The 21,496-nt window shown below is 75.3% G+C and carries 2 protein-coding genes; both read left to right on the top strand.

Annotated elements, in window-relative coordinates:
• Nucleotides 1–40: 40 nt before the first annotated feature.
• Nucleotides 41–10,741, top strand: coding sequence for an SDR family NAD(P)-dependent oxidoreductase (locus tag AB5L52_RS01700; protein ID WP_369362360.1), 10,701 nt, complete (start codon nt 41–43; stop codon nt 10,739–10,741).
• Nucleotides 10,742–10,854: 113 nt separating this feature from the next.
• Nucleotides 10,855–21,378 carry an SDR family NAD(P)-dependent oxidoreductase gene (locus AB5L52_RS01695; protein ID WP_369362359.1) on the top strand — a complete coding sequence of 3,508 codons (10,524 nt, stop codon included), beginning with the start codon at nt 10,855–10,857 and terminating at the stop codon, nt 21,376–21,378.
• Nucleotides 21,379–21,496: the final 118 nt, after the last annotated feature.

The following is a 21,496-nucleotide window of genomic DNA, read 5'->3' as shown; positions in this document are numbered from 1 at the left end:
GTGAGGAAAACCGGTGTCGGCCGAAAGTGGAGATGCGTGGATGAACGGGCCCGGATCCGACTCAGCTCTGGGACGACGGCTCGCCACGGCCGTACCCGCCCAGCACCGCAGGATGGTCACCGAACTGGTGCGCACGGCCGTGACCGAGGCGATCGAAGCGGCCCGGCCGGGCACGGTCGGCTCGCTCGACCCTGTCACCCCGCTCGCCGCGCTGGGACTCGACTCGCTCGCCGCGGTCGACCTGCACCGGCGGCTGACCGAGCGGACCGGCCTCGACCTGCCGGTCGGCCTCGCCTACGACTGCCCGACCGTCCACGATCTGGCCGCCCGGCTGCTCGCCGAGGTGCACGGCACCACGGACGAGCACCCCGAGCCGGTCGCCGACGGCACGGCCGACGAACCGATCGCCGTCGTCGGCATCGGCTGCCGCTTCCCCGGCGGCATCTCCTCGCCCGCCGACCTGTGGCGGCTGCTCACCGAGGGCGGCGAAGTGCTCTCGGGCTTCCCGCAGGACCGCGGCTGGGACCTGGACGCCCTCTACGACGAGGACCCCGAGACGCCCGGCAGCGCCTACGTCCGCAGCGGCGGATTCCTCGACACGGCCACCGAGTTCGACGCCGAGTTCTTCGGCATCAGCCCGCGGGAAGCGCTCGGCATGGACCCGCAGCAACGCCTCGTCCTGGAGACCTCCTGGCAGGCCCTGGAGGACGCCGGCATCGACCCCACGGCCCTGCGCGGTACCCCGGCCGGCATGTTCTTCGGCGCCGAGGTGCAGGAGTACGGGCCGCGCCTGCACGACGCCCCGGACGGCCTCGACGCCTACCTGCTCGCCGGGAACGCCTCCAGCGTCATCTCCGGCCGCGTCGCCTATGTGCTGGGCGCCGAGGGCCCCGCGGTCACCGTCGACACCGCCTGCTCCGCCGCCCTGGTCGCCGTCCACCTGGCCTGCCGCTCGCTGCGCCACGGCGAGTCCTCGCTCGCGCTCGCGGGCGGCGTGGCCGTGATGGGCGGTCCCGGTGTGTTCACCGCGTTCAGCCGGCAGCGCGGCCTCGCACCCGACGGCCGCTGCAAGGCGTTCGCCGCCGCGGCCGACGGCACCGGATTCGCCGAGGGCGTCGGCGTACTCGTCCTGGAGCGGCTGAGCGACGCCCGCCGCAACGGCCACCAGGTGCTGGCCGTGGTTCGTGGCTCCGCCGTCAACCAGGACGGCGCCTCCAACGGCCTGACCGCACCCAACGGCACGTCCCAGCAGCGGCTGATCCGCCGGGCCCTCGCCGACGCCGGGCTCACCGCCGCCGACGTCGACGTGGTCGAGGCGCACGGCACCGGCACCCGGCTCGGCGACCCGATCGAGGCCACCGCGCTCCTTGCCACCTACGGTCAGGGCCGTCCCGAGGGCGCCCCCCTGCTGCTCGGCTCGGTCAAGTCCAACCTCGGGCACACCCAGGCCGCCGCCGGTGCCGCCGGCGTGATCAAGACGATCCTCGCCATGCGGCACGGGCAGATACCGGCCACGCTGCACGTCGACGAGCCCACCCCGGCCGTCGACTGGTCCACGGGGGACGTGGAACTCGTCACCGAGCAGCGCCCGTGGCCCGAAACCGGCCGGACCCGGCGGGCGGGCGTGTCGTCGTTCGGGGTCAGCGGCACCAACGCACACGTCATCCTGGAACAGCCGGAGCCCGAGGAGGCCGATGCGCCCAGCCGTCCGGCCCCTCCCGCCGGCACACCCCTGCCCTTCGTCCTGTCCGCCCGCGGCGAGGCCGCCCTGCGGGCCCGTGCCGCCGACCTGCTGCCCCTGGCGGACGAGGCGGACCTGCTGGACCTCGCCCACTCGCTGGCCACCACCCGGGCCGCCCTGCCCGACCGGACCGTCCTCGTCGCCGCCGACCGCACCGAACTGCGCACTGCTCTAACTGAGTTGGCCTCCGGAGGCACACCGATCGCGGCTCGTGCCGATGGTGACCTCGGCTTCCTCTTCACCGGGCAGGGCAGTCAGCGCATCGGCATGGGCCGCGAACTCGCCGCCGCCCACCCGGTGTTCGCCGCCGCGCTGGACGATGTCTGCGCCCACTTCGACCTCCAGCTCGAACGGCCCCTGCAGGACGTCCTGTTCGCCGAGCCCGGCAGCGAGGAGGACGGGCTGCTGCACCGTACCGAGTACGCGCAGCCCGCTCTGTTCGCCGTGGAGGTCGCCCTCCACCGCCTGCTGGAGAGCTGGGGCCTGGCCCCCGACCAGCTCGCCGGCCACTCCGTCGGCGAGATCGCCGCCGCGCACGTGGCCGGAGTGCTCACCCTGCAGGACGCGACGATCCTGGTCGCCGCCCGCGGCCGGCTCATGCAGCAACTCCCCGAGGGCGGCGCCATGGTCGCCGTACGCGCCACCGAGGACGAGGTGGCGCCGCTGCTCACACCCCGCACCGGCATCGCCGCCGTCAACGGCCCCGCCTCCGTGGTCGTTTCCGGCGACGCGGCCGACGTGGAGCGCATCGCCGCCGAACTCGCCGAGCGCGGCCACGACACCAAGCGCCTGCGGGTCAGCCACGCCTTCCACTCACCGCTGATGGAACCGATGCTGGCCGAGTTCCGGCGCGTCGTGCACGTCCTGGACTACGCCGAGCCCAAGCTGCCGGTGGTCTCGACCGTCACCGGCGCCCCGGTCACCGATGAGCTGTGCGACACCGAGTACTGGGTGGAGCACGTCCGCGCCCGGGTCCGCTTCCACGACGCGGTCCGCGCGCTCGCCGACGCCGGCGTACGCACGTTCCTGGAGATCGGCCCCGACGCGGTGCTGTCCGCCATGGGCCCCGACTGCACCGACGCACCCGGCACCGCCTTCCTTCCGGTGCTGCGGCGCGAGCGGCCCGAGGCCCGCGAGGCCGCCGCCGCGCTCGCCGCAGCCCACGCCAGGGGCGTCCCCGTCGACTGGCAGCGGCACTTCGCCGCCCTCGGCGGGCGCCGCATCGGCCTGCCGTACTACCCCTTCCAGCGGCGCCGCTTCTGGCTGGAGCAGAGCACCGCCACCGACGCCACCGGTCTCGGTCAGCTCCCCGCGGGCCACCCGTTGCTGGCGGCCGTGGTCGCCGTCGGCGCCGAGGGTGTCGTACTGACCGGGCGCCTGTCGACCCGCACCCAGCCCTGGCTCGCCGACCACGTCATCGCCGGGCGGGTACTGTTCCCCGGCACCGCCTTCGTCGAACTCGCGCTGCGCGCCGGTGACCACGTCGGCGCAGCCGGCCTGGAGGAGCTGACCCTCGGCGCCCCGCTCGTGCTGCGCGCGGACGAGGACGTCGCCGTACAGGTCGCGGTCGGCGAACCCGACGACTCCGGGCGCCGCAGTGTCACGGTCCACACCCGCGCCGACGAGGCGACCCCCTGGACCCAGCACGCCGCGGGCCTCCTCACTGCCACCGCCACCGCCCCGGCCGCCCCGGCCGACCTGACCGTGTGGCCGCCGCAGGACGCCCGGCCTCTCGACACCGCGAGCGTCTACGCCGACCTCGCCGACCAGGGCTACGGCTACGGCCCGGCCTTCCACGGGCTGCGCGCCGCCTGGCGGCACGGCGACGACATCTACGCCGAGGTCGCCCTGCCCGCCGAAGCAGCCGCCGACACGGGCGAGTTCGGACTGCACCCCGCGCTGCTCGACGCCGCGCTGCACGCCGCCGACCTCGACGCCCCGCCGCGCCCCGAGGTGCTGGTGCCGTTCGCCTGGACCGGCGTCACCCTGCACGCAACCGGCGCGTCCGCCCTGCGCGTGAAGATCACCCGCGCCCAGGGAGACACCATCGCTCTGCACCTCGCCGACGCCACCGGCGCCCCGGTGGCCGACATCGAGGCCCTGACCTCCCGACCCGTACAGGGCGACGACGTCCTGTACGCCGTGCGGTGGTCGCCGTACCCCCGACCGGCGACCACCGCACCCCTGCGCACCGCCGTCCTCGCGGACTCCGTCGAAGCCCTGCTCGACGGCCCCGCCCCGGACGCCGTCGTCCATCGCGTGCCCGGCCCGGCCGACACCAGCGCCGACGCGGCGCGCGACCACGTCCTCGACGTCCTGCGGCTGCTGCGCACCTGGCAGACGGACGAGCGGCTGGCCGGCAGCCGGCTCGTCGTCGTCACCCCGCCCGACAGCCCCGCCCACGCGGCCGTCCGGGGTCTGGTCCGCTCAGCCCAGGCTGAGAGCCCCGGCCGTTACGTCCTCGTCGAGCACGGGTCGCTGCCCGCCGAGGACGACCTGCGCCGGATCCTCGCCACCGGCGAACCCGAACTCTCCCTCACCGAGGGCCGGTTCCGCGTCCCGAGGCTCCTCGCGCAGCCCGCCGCCGAACCCGCCCCCGCCGCCGACTGGGGCACCGTCCTCGTCACCGGCGGCACCGGCGGCCTCGGCGCACTGCTCGCCCGGCACCTCGTCCGTGCCCATGGCGTACGCCGCCTGGTCCTGGCGAGCCGCAGCGGTACGGCCCCCGAACTGCACGCCGAACTCACCGCGCTCGGCGCCGAGGTCACCGTGGCCGCCTGTGACGTCGGCGACCGCGAGGCACTGCGCCGGCTGCTGGCGGAGCACCCCGTCGACTCCGTCGTGCACGCGGCCGGAACCGTCCGTGACGGCGTCGTGGACACTCTCACTGACGAGATGGTGTCGGAGGTCTTCCACGCCAAGGCGCAGGGCGCCTGGCACCTGCACGAGCTGACCCGAGACCGCGACCTCGCCCACTTCGTGCTGTTCTCCTCCCTCGCCGCCGTCCTCGACGGCCCCGGCCAGGGGAACTACGCCGCCGCCAACGCCTACCTCGACGGCCTCGCCGAGCACCGCGCCGCCCTCGGTCTGCCGGCCACCGCGCTCGCCTGGGGTCTGTGGGCCACCGACAGCGGTATGGGCGCCGCCCTGGACGACACGACCCTGGAGCGGATCGCGGGCTACGGCATCCCCGGACTGTCCGCCGAACGCTCCCTGGAACTGTTCGACGCCGCCCTCCGCTCCCGCGCACCCCACCTGGCGCCCGTGGAGATCGACGCCGCCGCCGTACGCCGCCGCCCCGATGGCATACCGCCGCTGCTGACCACCCTCGTCCGACCGGCCGTCCGCCGGGCCACGGCGAGCGCCGCCGCCCCGGCCACCGACGCGGGACTGGCCGCACTGCCCGCCGCCGACCGCGACCGCGCCCTCCTCGACCTGGTCCGCACCGAAGTGGCCGCTGTGCTGCGGCACGACGGGCCGTCCGCCATCGACCCCGGCCGGGCCTTCACCGACCTCGGCTTCGACTCGCTGGCCGCCGTCGAGCTGCGCAACCGGCTCAACACGGTCACCGGGCTGCGGCTGCCCGCCACCCTCGTCTTCGACCACCCCACCTCCCGCGTCCTCGCCGACCACATCCGCGACACCCTCTTCGGCGCCGCCCCGCAGGAGACCGCCGCACCCGGCAGCCGACGCGCGGTGGACGACGACCCGATCGTCATCGTCGGCATGAGCTGCCGCTACCCCGGCGGGGTCCGGTCCCCGGAGGACCTGTGGCGGCTCGTCGCCGACGGCGTCGACGCGGTCGGCGAGTTCCCGGCCGACCGCGGCTGGGACACCGAGGCGCTGTACGACCCGGAGCCGGGCACCCCCGGCCGCACCTACGCCCGCGAGGGCGCCTTCCTGTACGACGCGGCCGAGTTCGACGCCGGATTCTTTGGCATCAGCCCCCGCGAGGCCACTGCCATGGACCCGCAGCAGCGGCTCCTGCTGGAGGTGTCCTGGGAGGCGCTGGAGCGCTCCGCCATCGACCCGCAGCGCCTGCGGGGCTCCCGCACCGGCGTGTTCGCGGGCGTCATGTACCACGACTACGGCACCTGGCTGGCCGAGGTGCCCGACGACCTCGCCGCCTACCTCGGCAACGGCAGCCTCGGCAGCGTCGTCTCCGGCCGCGTCGCCTACGCCCTCGGCCTGGAGGGGCCGGCCGTCACCGTCGACACCGCCTGCTCCTCCTCGCTGGTCACCCTGCACCTGGCGGCCCAGGCACTGCGGCAGGGCGAGTGCGATCTCGCGCTGGTCGGCGGGGTCACCGTCATGTCGACGCCGGACACCTTCGTGGACTTCGCCCGGCAGCGCGGGCTGGCCGCCGACGGCCGCTGCAAGTCCTTCGCCGCCGCGGCCGACGGCACCGGCTGGGGCGAGGGCGCCGGCATGATCGTCGTCGAGCGGCTCTCCGACGCCCGCCGGGGCGGCCACCGCGTGCTCGCGCTGCTCCGCGGCTCCGCCGTCAACTCCGACGGCGCCTCCAACGGCCTGACCGCCCCCAACGGCCCCTCCCAGCAACGTGTCATCCGCGCCGCGCTGGCCGCCGCCGGGCTCACCCCGGCCGACGTCGACACCGTCGAGGCGCACGGCACCGGCACGACGCTGGGTGACCCGATCGAGGCCCAGGCGCTGCTGGCCACCTACGGCGCCGCGCACACCGAGGACAGCCCGCTGTGGCTGGGCTCCATCAAGTCCAACATGGGGCACACCCAGGCCGCAGCCGGTGTCGCCGGTGTCATCAAGATGGTCATGGCGATGCGCAACGGGGTGCTGCCGAAGACCCTGCACGTCGACGCGCCGTCCCACCAGGTCGACTGGGGCGCCGGTGCCGTCGAGCTGCTCACCGAGCAGCGCCCGTGGCAGTCGCCGGACCGGCCGCGCCGAGCCGGAGTGTCCTCCTTCGGGATCAGCGGGACCAACGCCCATGTGATCCTTGAGGAGTTCACCGAGCCCGAACCCGCGGAGCCCGCACCGGCCGAGCCGGCCACCGCACCGCCCGTGCTCGCCCTCCCGGTCTCCGCCCGCTCGCCCGAGGCCCTGCGCGGCCAGGCCCGCCGTCTGCTGGAGCTGACCGGCACCGCCCCCGCCGACCTCGGCCTGGCCCTGGCCACCACCCGCGGCACCCACCCGCACCGCGCTATCGTCCTCGCGACCGGCGACGACCAGGTCGCCACCGCACTGGACGCCCTGGCCCGTGGCACCGAAGCACCGGGGCTCCTCGTCACCGGCTCGGCCACCGACGGCTCCCTGGCCTACCTGTTCTCCGGACAGGGCGCCCAGCGTCCCGGTATGGGCCGTGACTGGTACGACGCCTTCCCCGTCTACGCCGAGCACTTCGACCGCGCCGCCGCACTCTTCGACAAGCACCTCGAACGCCCCCTCGCCGAGGTCGTGTTCGGCGACGACGCCGAGACCCTGGACCAGACCGCCTACACCCAGGCCGCGCTGTTCACCACCCAGGTCGCGCTGTACCGGCTGCTGGAGTTCTTCGGGCTGCGCCCCGACTGGCTGGCCGGCCACTCCGTCGGCGAGTTCGCCGCCGCGCACGTGGCCGGTGTGTGGTCGCTGCCGGACGCCGTCACCGCGGTCGCCGCCCGGGGCCGGCTCATGCAGGCCCTGCCCGAGGGCGGCGCGATGATCGCCGTACAAGCCTCGGAGGCGGAGGTGACCCCGCTGCTGGACGGGCGGTGCGGGATCGCCGCCGTCAACGGCCCCCGTGCCGTGGTCGTCTCCGGCGACGAGGACGCCGTGACCGAGGTCGCGGCACACTTCACGACCACCCGCAGGCTGCGCGTGTCGCACGCCTTCCACTCACCCCGCATGGAGCCCATGCTGGCCGAGTTCCGAGAGGTCATGACCGGCATCGTAGCGGCGGAACCGGCTGTCCCGATCGTCTCCACCCTCACCGGCGCCCCGGCCACCGCCGCCGAACTCGGCTCCGCCGACTACTGGGTACGGCACGTGCGGGAGACCGTGCGCTTCGCCGACGCCGTCACGACACTGGCCGCGAAGGGCGCCGGCACCTTCCTCGAACTGGGCGCCGGGCCCGTGCTCACCGCGATGGGCCCCGACTGCCTCCCGGACGCCGACGACACCGCCTTCATTTCCACCGCCCGCAAGGACACCGCCCAACTGCCCGGACTGCTGGGTGCGTTGGCCGCCGTGCACACCCGGGGCTCGGACGTCGACTGGGCGGTGCTGTACGAGACCTACGCGGGCAGCCGCATCGAGCTGCCCACCTACGCCTTCGACCACCACCGGTACTGGCTGCCCACCGCCGCCGTCAGCACCGGTGACGCCACCGGGCACGGCTTGGCCGCCGTCGACCACCCGCTGGTCAGCGCCCGCCTGGACCTGCCCGGCGACGCCGGTGTGCTGCTCACCGGCCGGATCTCCACCGCCACCCACCCGGTCCTCGCCGAGCACGCCGTGCTGGGCACGGTCCTGATGCCCGGCGCCGCACTGGCCGACCTCGCGCTGCACGCCGGACGCCTCACCGGACGCCCCGTCGTGGCGGAACTGACCCTGCAGGCCCCGCTGGTGCTGCCCGCGGACACCGCCGTACGCCTCCAGGTCGCCGCCGGCCCCGACGGCACCGTCGAGATCCACTCGCGCGCCGAGAACGCCCCCGCCGACGAGGGCTGGACGCGGCACGCCGCCGGCACCCTCACCGGCCCCGCCGCCGCGCCCGCGCCCCTGTCCGGTGCCTGGCCGCCGCCCGGCGCGACCCCGCTCGACGTCACCGGCCTCTACCCGGGCCTGCACGCCGAAGGCTACGACTACGGCTCGGTCTTCCGGGGCGTACGGGCCGCCTGGCGGGACGCCGACACCCTCCTCGCCGAACTCGAACTGCCCGCGAGCGCACGGCAGGACGCCGCCCGCCATGCCCTGCACCCGGCGCTGCTCGACTCCGCCCTGCACGTCACCTCCCTCCTGGACGGCGACGCAGAGCCGGGCCAGGGCATCGCCCTGCCCTTCGCCTGGACCGGAGTCGCCCTGCACGCTCAGGGCGCCCTCGCCGCCCGCGTCCGCGTCACCCCCGCCGCCGACGGCACCCGCATCGAACTGGCCGACACCGAGGGCCGACCCCTCGCCACCGTCGAGTCGTACGTCACCCGCCCCGTCACCGCCGACCGGCTCGCCCCGCGGCAGCGGCGCCATCTGTACGCCGTCACCGACGAGCCGCTGCCCGAGGCCGCGGGCCGCCCCGACCGCCGTACCTGGGCGGTCCTCGGCGACGACCTCGGCCTCGGCGCCCCGCCGCACGCCGGCCTGGCCGCGCTCGGCACCCCCGTGCCCGACGTGGTGATCCTGCCGGTCACCGCCCCGCGCGCCGAGGGCGAGCAACTGCCCGGCGCCGTAAGGGCCGTCCTGGGCCGCACGCTGGAGACCCTGCGGGCGTGGTCCGCCGAGGACCGGTTCGCGGACTCGGCGCTCGTGGTGCTCACCGGGGGCGGCCTCGCCGACGCCGCCGTCCATGGGCTGGTGCGGGCCGCGCAGGCCGAGGACCCCGGCCGGATCCTCCTCGTCGGACGGGCCGCGCCCGACGGCCCGATACCGGACCGTGCCGCGCTGGCCGCCCTCCTCGACTCCGGGGAGCCGGAGGTGTGGTGGCGGGACGGCCGGGCGCACGCCCCCCGTCTGGTGCGTGCCGACGACTCCGCGGCAGAGGAACGCCCGTGGGGCACCGTCCTCGTCACCGGCGGCACCGGCGGACTCGGCGCCCTGGTGGCCCGCCACCTCGCCGAACGTCACGGCGTCACTCGCCTGGTGCTCACGAGCCGACGCGGACCCGGGGCGCCCGGGGCTGCACAACTCCGCGCAGACCTTGAGGAGTTGGGAGCAGAGGCCGAGATCGTCGCCTGCGACGTCTCCGACCGCGCCGCGCTCACCGCGCTGCTCGCCGCGCACCCCGTCGACAGCGTCGTACACACCGCCGGTGTCCTGGACGACGGTCTGGTCGCCTCGCTGACCCCCGAGCGGCTGGACACCGTACTGCGGCCCAAGGCGGACGCCGCCTGGCATCTGCACGAACTGACCCTGGAGCGGGGGCTGTCCCACTTCGTGCTGTTCTCCTCGGCCGCCGGCACCATCGACGCCTCCGGGCAGGGCAACTACGCCGCCGCCAACGTCTTCCTCGACGCACTGGCCGCCCACCGCGCCACCCTCGGCCTGCCCGCCACCTCCCTCGCCTGGGGCCTGTGGTCCGGCGGCGGCATGGGCGCCGGCCTGGACGCGGCCGAGGTGCGGCGCATCGAGAGCTCCGGCATCGGTGCGCTCGACCGGGCCGAGGGACTGGAGCTGTTCGACGCCGCCGTGGCCGCCGGCAGCTCGGCTCTGGTTCCTGTACGGCTCGACACCGCGGCCCTGCGCCGGCGCGGCGACGACGTCCCGGCCGTGCTGCGCACCCTGGCCGGCGTCGCCGTCCGCGTGGACCGCGACGACCGGGTCCGCACGCTGGGCGAGCGGCTGGCCGAACTTCCCGCTGCCGACCACGAGCACACCGTGCTGGACGCGGTCCGCACCGAGGTCGCCGCCGTCCTCGGGCACGCCGGACCCGCCGCCGTCGAGCCGCGCCGCGCCTTCACCGAGCTGGGCTTCGACTCGCTCGCCGCCGTCGAACTGCGCAACCGGCTCAACGCGGTCAGCGGACTGCGGCTGCCGTCCACGCTGATCTTCGACTACGCCACCCCGGCGGCGCTCGCGGACCACCTCCTCGAACGGCTCCTGCCGGACGACCCCGAGCCGCCCGCCGCCCCGCACGCCGACGACGAGCTGCGCACCCTGATCTCGCGCATCCCCATCGCCCGCATCCGGGAGGCCGGCCTCCTCGACAGTCTGCTGAAGCTGACCGGGCAGGCTCCGGCGCCCGAACCCGCCGACCGGGCCCTGGACATCAAGTCCATGGCCGTGGCCGACCTGGTGCGCGCCGCACTCGACCGCAGCAGCACCACCTGAGCCCCGCCCCGGTGCCGGACGACGCGCCGCGTCCGGCACCGGGTCACCGCAAGTCCGGCGCACCCTCCACCGCGTCACCAGCGCCGCCGAACCAGCAGGGAGCGACACCGACCGTGGACACATCCGTCGAGCAGATCGTCGAGGCGCTGCGCGAGTCATTGCTCGAGAACGAGCGGCTGCGCCGGCAGAACGCCGAGATCACCGAGGCGGCGCAGGAGCCCGTCGCGATCGTCGCGATGAGCTGCCGCTATCCCGGCGGCGTCAGTACGCCCGAGCAGCTGTGGCAGCTGGTCGACGCCGGCACCGACGCCGTGGGCGACTTTCCCGCGGACCGCGGCTGGGACGTCGAGGGCATCTACGACCCCGACCCCGACGCCCCCGGCAAGACCCATGTGCGCGAGGGCGGGTTCCTCTACGAGGCCCCCCAGTTCGACCCCGGCTTCTTCGGTATCAGCCCGCGCGAGGCCATCGCCATGGACCCGCAGCAGCGGCTGCTGCTGGAGACCGCATGGGAGGCGTTCGAACGCGCCGGCATCGACCCGCACTCCCTCAAGGGCAGCCGCACCGGCATCTACGCGGGCGTCATGTACCACGACTACGGCACCTGGCTCACCGAAGTACCGGAGGGCGTCGAGGGCTATCTGGGCAACGGCAACCTGGGCAGCGTCGCCTCCGGACGCGTCTCCTACATCCTCGGCCTGGAAGGGCCCGCCGTCACCGTCGACACCGCCTGCTCCTCCTCGCTCGTCGCCCTGCACCTCGCCGTGCAGGCACTGCGCACCGGCGAGTGCGGCCTGGCCCTCGCGGGCGGCGTGACCGTGATGTCCACCCCGGACACCTTCATCGACTTCTCCCGCCAGCAGGGTCTCGCCGAGGACGGCCGCTGCAAGTCCTTCGCCGAGGGCGCCGACGGCACCGGCTGGGGCGAGGGCGCCGGACTGCTCCTGCTGGAACGGCTCAGCGACGCCCGCCGAAACGGCCACCGCGTGCTGGCCGTCGTCCGCGGCACCGCCGTCAACCAGGACGGCGCCTCCAACGGCCTCACCGCCCCCAACGGGCCCTCCCAGCAGCGCGTCATCCGCGCGGCACTCGCCAACGCGCGCCTGGAACCCCGCCAGGTGCAGGCCGTCGAGGCGCATGGCACCGGCACCCCGCTCGGCGACCCGATCGAGGCGCAGGCCCTGCTGGCCACCTACGGCCAGGACCGCGAGGCGCCCCTGTGGCTCGGCTCGGTGAAGTCCAACATCGGGCACACCCAGGCCGCCGCCGGTGTCGCGGGCGTCATCAAGATGGTGATGGCCATGCGGCACCGCCGGCTGCCCAAGACCCTGCACGCCGATCACCCCACCTCCCAGGTCGACTGGGCGGCCGGCGCCGTCGAGCTGCTGGGCGAGGCCCGCGAGTGGCCCGAGGACAACGGCGAGCCCCGTCGCGCCGCCGTGTCCTCCTTCGGCATCAGCGGCACCAACGCCCACATCATCGTCGAGGCCGCCCCCGAGCCCGAGGCCCGTGCGGCGGAGCCCTCCTGGACCGGGCCGCTCCCGCTGGTGCTGTCCGGCAAGGGCGAACAGGGCCTCGCCGCCCAGGCCCGCCTCCTCCTCGACCACCTCACCGCCGGCACCGACCTGGTGCCCGACATCGCCCACACCCTCGCCACCGGGCGCGCCGCACTGGACCAGCGGGCGGTCGTCACCGGCGCCGATCTGCCCGCCCTGACCGCCGGTCTGACGGCACTCGCCGAGGGCGTCGCCGCGCCGAACGTGGTGCGCGGCCGGCCGGCGGGGGAGTCCCGGATCGTCTTCGTCTTCCCCGGCCAGGGCTCCCAGTGGGCCGGCATGGCGGCCGAACTCCTCGACAGTTCACCGGTGTTCGCGACGGCCATGGCCGACTGCGCCGCCGCTCTCGCCCCCGTCACCGACTGGGACCTCATCGAGACGGTGCGGGCCCGGCAGCCGCTGGAGCGCGTGGACGTCGTCCAGCCCGTGCTGTGGGCGGTCATGGTGTCGCTCGCCGAGGTGTGGCGCGCGCACGGGGTCCGGCCCGCCGCGGTCGTCGGACACTCCCAGGGGGAGATCGCCGCCGCCTGCGTGGCCGGTGCGCTCTCCCTCGCCGACGGCGCCCGCGTCGTGGCCCTGCGCAGCCAGGCCATCGCCCGCGAACTCTCCGGCCGCGGCGGCATGATGTCGGTGGCCCTGCCCGAGCCCCGGGTGCGCGAGCTCGTCGCCCGTTACGACGGCCGGGTCTCCGTGGCCGCCGTCAACGGTGCCACCTCCGTGGTGCTGTCCGGCGACGCCGACGCCCTCGACGAACTGCGCGAGACGATCGTGGTCCGAGGCGACCGCGCCAAGCGGCTCCCCGTGGACTACGCCTCGCACTCCGCGCACGTCGAGTCGATCCGGGAGCAGCTGCTCGCCGACCTGGCGGGCGTGCAAGCCAGGCCCGCCGAGGTGCCGTTCTACTCCACCGTCAGCGGTGCCCGCATCGACACCACCGGCCTGGACGCCGGGTACTGGTACACCAACCTGCGGCAGAGCGTGCTGTTCGAGCCGGCCACGCGCACCCTGCTCGACGCCGGGTACGGCGTGTTCGTGGAGTGCAGCCCGCACCCGGTGCTGCTGCACAGCATCGCCGAGACCGCCGACGCCGCGGGCGCCGACATCACCGGCCTGGGCTCGCTGCAGCGCGACAACGGTGGCCCCGAGCGCGTCCTGGCCGCCCTGGGCGAGGCCTTCGTCGCCGGCGTCCCGGTCGACTGGTCGGCCGTGTTCACGGGCATGCCGGTGCGCTCCGCCGATCTGCCCACCTACGCCTTCCAGCGCGAGCGTTACTGGCTCGGCCGCTCGGCCACCACCGGCGATGTCACCGCCGCCGGGCTGCAGACCACCGGCCACCCGCTGCTGGGCGCCGCTGTCCCGGTCGCCGAGGGCGGCACCCTGTTCACCGGCCGCCTCTCCACCGCCACCAACCCCTGGCTCGCCGACCACGCCGTCGCCGGCACCACCCTGCTGCCCGGCACCGCCCTCGTCGAGCTGGCCCTGGGCGCCGGCCACGACCTCGGCTGCGGCCACCTCACCGAACTCACCCTCCAGGTACCGCTGGTGCTTCCCGACCAGGGCGCGCTCCAGCTGCAGCTGCACGTGGCCGCCGCCGACGACTCCGGGCACCGCACGCTGAGCGTGCACTCCCGTCCCGAAGGCGCCGACGACACCGCCTGGACCCAGCACGCCACCGGCCTGCTGGCCCCGCAGACCGCTGAGCCCTCCTTCGACCTCACCGCCTGGCCGCCCCAGGGCGCCGAGCCCGTACCGGTCGAGGACGCCTACGCCCGGCTGGCCGGCCTCGGCTACGACTACGGGCCCGCATTCCAGGGGCTGCGCGCGGTATGGCGGCGCGGCGACGAGATCTTCGCCGAAGTCGAACTGCCCGTCGAAGCCGAGGGTTTCGCCCTGCACCCGGCCCTGTTCGACGCCGCCCTGCACGCCGACGGCCTCGGCGCCGAAGCCACCGACGGCCAGGACACCGCCCGGCTGCCCTTCGCCTGGACCGGGGTCTCGCTGTACGCGGCCGGGGCCACCGCCCTGCGGGTCCGGCTGCACGGCGACGAGACCCTGACCGTCCAGCTCGCCGACCCGACGGGCGCTCCGGTCGCCGAGGTCGAGGCCCTGGTCTCCCGGCCCGTCGACCCGGCCGCACTGACGGCCACGGCCCACACGGACGACCTGTACCGCCTGGACTGGCCGGCGCTGCCCGTCACCGAGACGCCCGCACCCGAATACGCCGTCCTGGGCGAACGCGGCCTGACCGCGCTCGACACCGTGCCCGCGTGGGTGGTGCTGCCGGCCGGCGGCGACGAACCGGTCACCGGCGCCCGCCGTGAGACCGAGCGCGTGCTGGCCGCCGTACAGGAGTGGCTGGCTGATGAACGCACCGCCGCCGCACGGCTGTTGGTGTTCACACAGGGCGCCGTCGCGGTGGGGGAGGAGGACGTCACCGATCTGCCGGGCGCCGCCGTGTGGGGCCTGATCCGGGCCGCGCAGGGGGAGCACCCCGGGCGGTTCGTGCTGGTGGACTCCCGTGACGGCGAGTCCCATGACGGTGACGGCGCCGTGGCGGCCGCGGTGGCCGCCGCCGAAGCCTGCGGCGAGCCCCAACTCGCCCTGCGCGACGGCGCGGTGCGCGTCCCCCGGCTCGCCCGCGCCCACCCGCACGGACAGGCGCCGAGCCTCGACCCGGACGGCACGGTGCTGATCACCGGCGGCACCGGTGTCCTCGGGGCCCTGGTCGCCCGGCACCTGGTCGCCGAACACGGCGTACGCCGGCTGGTGCTGGCCGGGCGCAGTGGCACTGCCGCCGACGACTTCGCCGACGTCGACGCGGAGATCGTCGTGGCCCGCTGTGACGCCGCCGACCGCGACCAACTGGCCCGGCTCATGGCCGAGGTGCCTGCTGCCCACCCGCTGACCGCCGTCGTCCACCTCGCCGGCGTCCTCGACGACGGGCTGGTGACCGACCAGACCGCCGAGCGCCTGGACGCCGTACTGCGGCCCAAGGCCGACGCGGCCTGGCATCTGCACGAGCTGACGCGCGACCTCGACCTCACCGCCTTCGTCCTGTTCTCCTCCGCCGCCGGCACGGTCGACGGCGCCGGGCAGTCCGCCTACGCCGCCGCCAACGCCTTCCTCGACGCGCTGGCCGCCCACCGCAGGCACCACGGCCTGCCCGCGCACTCGCTCGCCTGGGGCTTCTGGGAGCAGCGCACGGGACTGACCGCCCACCTCACCGACGCCGACGTGGAGCGCATGGCGCGCGCCGGCGTCCGCCCCCTCCCCACCGAGGAGGGCCTGCGCCTGCTCGATGCCGCCCTGGCCGCCGACGAGCCGCTGCTGCTCCCGGTCGGCCTGGACCTGGCCGTCCTGCGCCGCGCCGGCGACGTGCCGGCCGTACTGCGCGGCCTGGTGCCCGCTCGCGCCGCCCGCCGCACCGCGGCCTCCCGCACCGACTCCGGGTCGCTCGCCGACCGGCTGGCCGCCCTCGGCGCCTCCGAACGCGAGGCGGCTCTGCTGGAGTTGGTCCGCACGAACGTGGCCGCCGTGCTCGGGCACGGCGGTGACATGACGCTCGATGTGCGCCGCTCGTTCCGCGAGACCGGCTTCGACTCGCTGACCGCGGTGGAACTGCGCAACCGCCTCGGCAACGCCGTCGGCCTGCGGCTGCCCGCCACCCTCGTCTTCGACTACCCCGACGCGGGCGCGCTCGTGGGATACCTGCGGACGGAACTCTTCGGTGCGCAGGCCGAGTCCGCCGCCGAAGTCGCCGTACCGGGACCGGGTGAGGACGAGCCGGTCGCCATCGTCGCCATGGCCTGCCGCTACCCCGGCGGCGTCAGCACCCCCGAGGACCTGTGGCGGCTGCTCGCCGACGGCGGCGACGGCATCGGCGCCTTCCCCGCCGACCGCGGCTGGGACCTGGACGGCCTGTACGACCCGGAGCCCGGCAAGGCCGGTCACTGCAGCACCCGGGCGGGCGGATTCCTGTACGACGCCGCCGACTTCGACCCGGACTTCTTCGGCATCGGCCCGCGCGAGGCCCTGGCCATGGACCCGCAGCAGCGACTGCTGCTGGAGACGTCCTGGGAGGCGCTGGAGCGGGCCGGCATCGACCCGCACGCCGTGCGCGGCAGCCGCACCGGTGTCTTCGCGGGCATCATGTACCACGACTACGGCAGCCGGCTGCACCACGTCCCCGAGTCCGTGCGCGACTACCTCGGCAACGGCAGCCTCGGCAGCGTGGCCTCCGGCCGGGTCGCCTACGCCCTCGGCCTGGAGGGCCCGACGCTCACGGTCGACACGGCGTGCTCGTCGTCCCTGGTGGCGCTGCACCTGGCCGCGCAGGCGCTGCGGCAGGGCGAGTGCACCCTGGCACTGGCCGGCGGCGTGTCCGTGATGTCGACCGTCGACACGTTCGTGGACTTCAGCAGGCAGCGCAACCTCGCCGCCGACGGCCACGCCAAGTCCTTCGCCGACGGCGCGGACGGCACGGCCCTGTCGGAAGGCGCCGGCATGCTCGTCCTGGAGCGGTTGTCGGACGCGCGGGCCAACGGGCATCCGGTGCTGGCCGTCGTCCGCGGCTCCGCCGTCAACCAGGACGGTGCCTCCAACGGACTCACGGCGCCGAACGGTCCCTCGCAGCAGCGGGTGATCCGGCAGGCGCTGGCGGCGGCCCGCCTGGAGGCCGCCGACGTGGACGCCGTCGAGGCGCACGGCACCGGTACGACGCTGGGCGACCCCATCGAGGCCCAGGCGCTGCTGGCCACCTACGGCCAGGACCGCGAGGCGCCACTGTGGCTGGGCTCGGTGAAGTCCAACATCGGGCACACCCAGGCCGCCGCCGGAGTCGCGGGCGTCATCAAGATGGTCATGGCGATGGGCAACGGCGTCCTGCCGAAGACCCTCCACGTCGACGCCCCGTCCACGAAGGTCGACTGGGACGCCGGAAGCGTGCGCCTGCTGACCGAGGAGCAGGCCTGGCCGGCGACGGAACGCCCGCGCCGCGCCGCTGTGTCGTCCTTCGGTATCAGCGGCACCAACGTCCACACCATCATCGAAGAGGCACCGGCCGAAGAGGCCGTGGCCGACGCAGCACCGGCCCCGCTCCTGCCGCTCGTGCTCTCCGGCGCCACCCCCGAGGCGCTGGCCGCTCAGGCCACGCGGCTGCGCGAGGTCGCCGACCAGCCGCTGCCCGACCTCGCCCGCTCCCTCGCCACGGGCCGCGCCGCCCTCACCCACCGGGGCGCGGTGGTCGCCCGCGACCGGCACGAACTCCTCGCCGGACTCGCCGCGCTGGCCGACGGAACCGCCGCCGACACCGTGGTCCGGGGCCGCCCCGCCGGCGGCAGGACGGCCTTCCTCTTCACCGGCCAGGGCGCCCAGCGCGCGGGCATGGGCCGCGGTCTGTACACGGCCCACCCCGCCTTCCGTACGGCGCTCGACGAGGCCTGCCAGGCGCTCGACGCCCACCTGGACCGCCCCCTGCGGGACGTGATGTGGGCCGGACCCGGCACCGAGGAAGCCGACCTCCTCGACCACACCGTCTACACGCAAAGCGCCCTGTTCGCCGTGGAGACGGCCCTGTACCGGCTGCTGGAGTCCCAGGGAGTCCGCCCGGACTGGCTGGCCGGCCACTCCATCGGCGAACTGACCGCGGCGCACGTGGCCGGAGTCTGGGACCTGGCGGACGCCGCCCGGCTGGTCGCCGCGCGCGGCCGGCTGATGCAGGCCCTGCCCGCCGGGGGCGCGATGCTCGCCGTGGACGCCACCGAGGACGAGGTGCTCCCTTACCTCGGCCCCGAGGTGTCCATCGCCGCCGTCAACGGGCCCCGCGCGGTCGTCGTCTCCGGCGCCGAGGCCGCCGTGGAGGCCCTCGCCGAGAACTTCTCCGGGCGCCGTACGAAGCGGCTGCGGGTCAGCCACGCCTTCCACTCCCCGCTGATGGACCTGATGCTGACGGAGTTCGAGAAGACCGCCCGAGAACTGCGCTACGCGCCGCCCGCGATCCCGGTCGTTTCCAACGTCACCGGAGCGCGCGCCGGCGAGGACGAGCTGTGCGACCCCCAGTACTGGGTCCGGCATGTCCGCGAGGCCGTCCGCTTCGGCGACGGCGTCCGCACGCTGGAGGCCGACGGGGTGCGCACCTTCCTCGAACTCGGCCCCGACGCCGTCCTGTCGGCCATGGGCGCCCATGCCGTCGTGGACGCCGAACGGTCGGCCTTCGTCCCGGCGCTGCGCCGCGACCGTGACGAGGAACAGACCTTCGCGACCCTCCTCGGCACCGCCCACGCGCGGGGTCTGACCGTCGACTGGGAGGAGGTGTTCGCCGGCACCGGTGCGCGCCGCACCGACCTGCCGACCTACCCCTTCCAACGGCAGCGGCTGTGGCTGGACGACGCGCCCGGCGCGGTCACCGACGCCGGCGGGCTGGGCCAGGCGCCCGCGGGGCACCCGATGCTCGGCGCCGCGATCGAGCTGGCCGGTGACGACCGGGTGGCCCTGACCGGCCGCCTGTCCCTGGCCACCCACCCCTGGCTCGCCGATCACGCCGTGGCGGGCGTCGTCCTCGTCCCGGGCAGCGCCTTCGTCGAACTGGCCGTCCAGGCCGGCGACCGCACGAACTGCCCGCAGGTGGAGGAACTCACCCTGGAACGGCCCCTGGTCCTGCCCGAACACGGCGCCGTCCACCTCCAGGTGGCCGCCGCGGCCCCCGACGCCGAGGGACGCCGGCAGCTGACCGTGCACGCCCGCCCGGAGGGCACGGACGGCGACTGGACCCGGCACGCCACCGGCGTCCTCGCCCCGCGCACCACACCCGAACCGGCCGCCGACACGACCTGGCCGCCCGCCGGAGCCGTACCGGTGGACGTCACCGGCACCTACGACCACCTTGCCGAACAGGGCTACCACTACGGCCCGTTGTTCCGCTGCCTGCACAGGGCCTGGCGCCTCGGCGAGGAGGTCTGTGCCGAACTCGCCCTGCCCGACGGTGACGCGGCCGACGGCTTCGGACTGCACCCGGCGCTGCTCGACTCCACGCTGCACGCCATCGACCTGCTCGACGGCCAGGACCCGACCGTGATGACCCTGCCGTTCTCCTGGGAGGGCGTCACCCTGTACGCCACCGGCGCCACGGCCGTCCGGCTGCGTCTGACCCCGCACGGCACCGACCACATGACCCTGCGCCTGTACGACGGTTCCGGGGCGCCCGTGGCCGAGGTGACCTCGCTGCGCATCCGCCAGGTCACCGCCGAGCAGCTGAACGCGGCCGCACCCGCACCCGGCGACCTGTTCCGGGTGCGGTGGACCGCGCTGCCGGTGACCGCCGACGGCTCCGCTCCCGCGCCCCGCACCCTCACCGTGGACCCCGCGAGCGGCGCCGATCTGCCGGCGCTGGCCCGCGAGACCGCCGTACAGGCGCTCGCCGCGCTGCGACAGCATCTCGCCGGGGCACCGGACAGCGCGCCGCTGGTGGTCCTCACCCGGTCCGCCGTCGCCGTCCACGCCGACAGCTCACCCGACCCGGCGCAGGCCGTGATCTGGGGCATGGTCCGGGCGGCCGCCGTCGAACACCCCGGCCGGTTCGTGCTCGTCGACACCGACGACGCCCCGGCCTCGGCCGCCGCCCTCCCGGCCGCCGTCGCCACCGGCGCACCCGAACTCGCCCTGCGGGCAGGCACGGTGTACGTACCGGAACTGGCCAGGACCGGAGCGGAGGAGCCGGCCGGAGCGCCCGCCCTGGACCGGCAGGGCACCGTCCTCGTCACCGGCGGCACCGGGAGCCTCGGCCGGCTGATCGCCCGGCACCTGGTCACCCGGCAGGGCGTACGCCGTCTGCTGCTGGCCGGCCGCGGCGGGCGCCTGCCCGAGCCCGGCGCTCTGGACGACCTGGCCGCGCTGGGCGCGACCGTGACCGTGGCCGCCTGTGACGTCACCGACCGGGCCGCGCTCGCCGAACTGCTCGCGTCCGTGCCGGCCGAGCACCCGCTGACCGCCGTGGTGCACGCCGCGGGTGTCCTGGACGACGGGCTGCTCACCGACCTCACCCCCGAGCGGCTGGACGCCGTCATGCGGCCCAAGACCGACGCCGCCTGGCATCTGCACGAGCTGACGCGCGACCTCGGCCTCACCGCGTTCGTCCTGTTCTCCTCCGCCGCCGGCACTCTGGGCGCGGCGGGCCAGGCCAACTACGCCGCCGGGAACGCCTTCCTGGATGCCCTGGCCGCGCGGCGCCGCACCGAGGGGCTCCCGGCCCTGTCGCTCGGCTGGGGACTGTGGGACACGGGCGAGGGCATGGCGGCCGGGCTCGGCGAGACCGAGCTGCGCCGGCTGGCCCGCGACGGCATCCTGCCGCTGCCCGCCGACCGTGCGCTGGTCCTGTTCGACCGGGCGCTCACGGCCGACGCCACCCCGGCCGCCGACCGGGCCCTGCTCCTGCCGGTCCGCGTCCAGGTCACCGACGATGCCCCCGCCCTCGTACGGGGCCTCGCCCCGACGGCCGTGCGACGCACCGCACGCGCGGCCGCCGAGACCCCGGCGTCCGTCGCGGCACTGCCGGAGCGGCTGGCCCGGCTGAGCGCCGCCGACGCGCTGAAGCTGCTGGTGGAGACGGTGTGCGGACATGTCGCCGACGTCCTCGGCCACGGCTCCGGCAGCGCCGTCGACCCCCAGCGCTCCCTGGGCGACCTGGGCGTGGACTCGCTGGCGGCACTGGAACTGCGCAACCGGCTCAGCGCCGGCACCGGCCTCAGGCTGTCCACCACCCTCACCTTCGACTACCCGACCTCCGAGGCCCTGGCCCGGCACCTTTTCGAGGAACTCGGCTTGGAAACCGCCGATGACGTCGTCGACATCGAAGCCGAAGTGGTGCGTCTGGAGGCGATGCTGGGGGCGGCGCTGGACTCGGACGGGTGCGACGAGGAGCAGCGCGCCCGGGTGGCCGCTCGGCTGCGCACACTCAGCGCCCAGTGGGACGGCACGGGGGAGTGGCGGGAGAACCAGGCCGGTTCCAGCGGCGAGAAGGGGCTGGAGACGGCCACGGCCGACGAACTCTTCGGCATCCTCGACGACGAACTCGGCAGCTTGAACTGAGGTCTGTGTCCGCACGGCTGACAGAGCGCGGCCCCACCGGTGGAGTCACCGGTGGGGCCGCGCTCCGTTGCGTGGACGACGAGAGGGAGCGCTCTCAGGACAGGCACGAAGAAAGGGA

The sequence above is a fragment of the Streptomyces sp. CG4 genome, assembly GCF_041080655.1.
Classification (GTDB): domain Bacteria; phylum Actinomycetota; class Actinomycetes; order Streptomycetales; family Streptomycetaceae; genus Streptomyces.
This window is presented reverse-complemented; position numbering and strand designations above follow the sequence as displayed.